A 1400-nucleotide genomic window follows, 5' to 3' on the forward strand; every position below is an offset into this window, starting at 1 on the left:
GGCGCTTGTGTTGTTTTCGTGGGTGTGGGTTCGTCGTTGAGCCGTTGAGGGAGTAAGAGAAGAGCGCTTCCTGGGTAGGATGTTTTCGACCAAGATAAACAAACAACCAAAAAGCGCCTGATGAACAGCATATTCAACCAGCTCCTCAACGTCAAAAACATGGTGGTCGAGGCCGCGCGGATCGTCGACTCGCCGCTGCGTCCCACGCCCGTGCTCGAGATCCACGTGCGTCCGCGCAAGGGCATGCTCCGATGCTCGAGATGCGGCAAGCGCCGTCGTGGTTATGACCAGGGCGGCGGCGTACGCCGTTGGCGGCATCAGGACTTCGGCTGCTGGCGGGTGGAGCTGGTCGCCGTGATGCCGCGCGTGGACTGCCCGGAATGCGGTGTCGTGGTCGCCCGGGTGCCGTGGGCGGAACCCGGCTCGAGGTTCACGAGGGATTTCGAGGCGGAGTGCGCGTGGCTGATGACCGTCGCCAACCAGAAAACGGTCAGCGGGTTCCTGCACATCGCATGGAGGACCGCGGGTGATATCGCCCATAGGGTCGCCGAACGGCTGAAAGCGGCGGCACCCTCGCCGTTCGACGGCCTCACCGCGATTGGTGTGGACGAGACCAGCTACAGGAAGGGCCACACGTACGTCACAGTGGTCGTCGATCATGAACGGCATCGGGTGATCTGGGCGCACGACGGGTACGGCAAGGACGTGTTCGACCTGTTCTTCCGGCAGCTCACCGACGAACAGAAGAAGTCTATCCGCGTGGTCACCGGGGACGGGGCGCGTTGGATCGACTCATGCGTCAAGGAGCACTGTCCGAACGCGGAACGCGTGCTCGACGGCTTCCACATCGTCTCCTGGATGACCGACGCGCTCGACAAGGTCAGAAAACGCCTCTGGAACCAAGCCAGACACGACCACGACAAGGAGACGACCAGGCGCATGCGCGGCGTCAAATACGCCGTCCTGAAGAACCCAGACCAACTCACCGACAAGCAGAACGAGACACTCGACGGCATCAGGAACACGGACCCCAAAGGCCAGCTCTACCGCGCATGGCAGCTCAAGGAACTCCTGCGCACCCTGCTCAAACACCCGATCGGCCAGGCCGAAGGCGAGCTCCGGCATTGGATCTTCTGGGCGTCCCACAGCCGGATCCCCGAGATCGTCGAACTGGCCAGGAAGATCCGCCGGCGCCGCCTCGACATCCTACGCACGATCGAACTGGGATACTCCAACGCCAGACTCGAGGCCTTCAACAACCGAATCAAGGTCACCATCCGCATGGCCTACGGCTTCCACCACGTCACCAACCTCATCAGCCTCGTCATGCTCCGATGCGGCGGACTCAACATCCAACTACCAACACCAACAAACTAACCCACGAAAACAGCAGAAGCCTC

1 protein-coding gene is annotated in these 1400 nt (G+C 61.8%); it reads left to right on the forward strand.

Features of this window, described 5'->3' with window-relative positions; genetic code table 11:
* The first annotated feature begins 120 nt into the window (after positions 1 to 120).
* Positions 121 to 1377 carry an ISL3 family transposase gene (locus AC1A0G_RS12175; protein WP_476530009.1) on the forward strand — a complete coding sequence of 419 codons (1257 nt, stop codon included), beginning with the start codon at positions 121 to 123 and terminating at the stop codon, positions 1375 to 1377.
* Positions 1378 to 1400 lie beyond the last annotated feature (23 nt).

The sequence above is a fragment of the Bifidobacterium sp. LH_230 genome (assembly GCF_056357555.1).

What these genes read in the sequence shown, in the direction of transcription:
- AC1A0G_RS12175 (WP_476530009.1), top strand. Translation starts at nt 121, where the DNA reads ATGAACAGCATATTCAACCAGCTCCTCAACGTCAAAAACATGGTGGTC.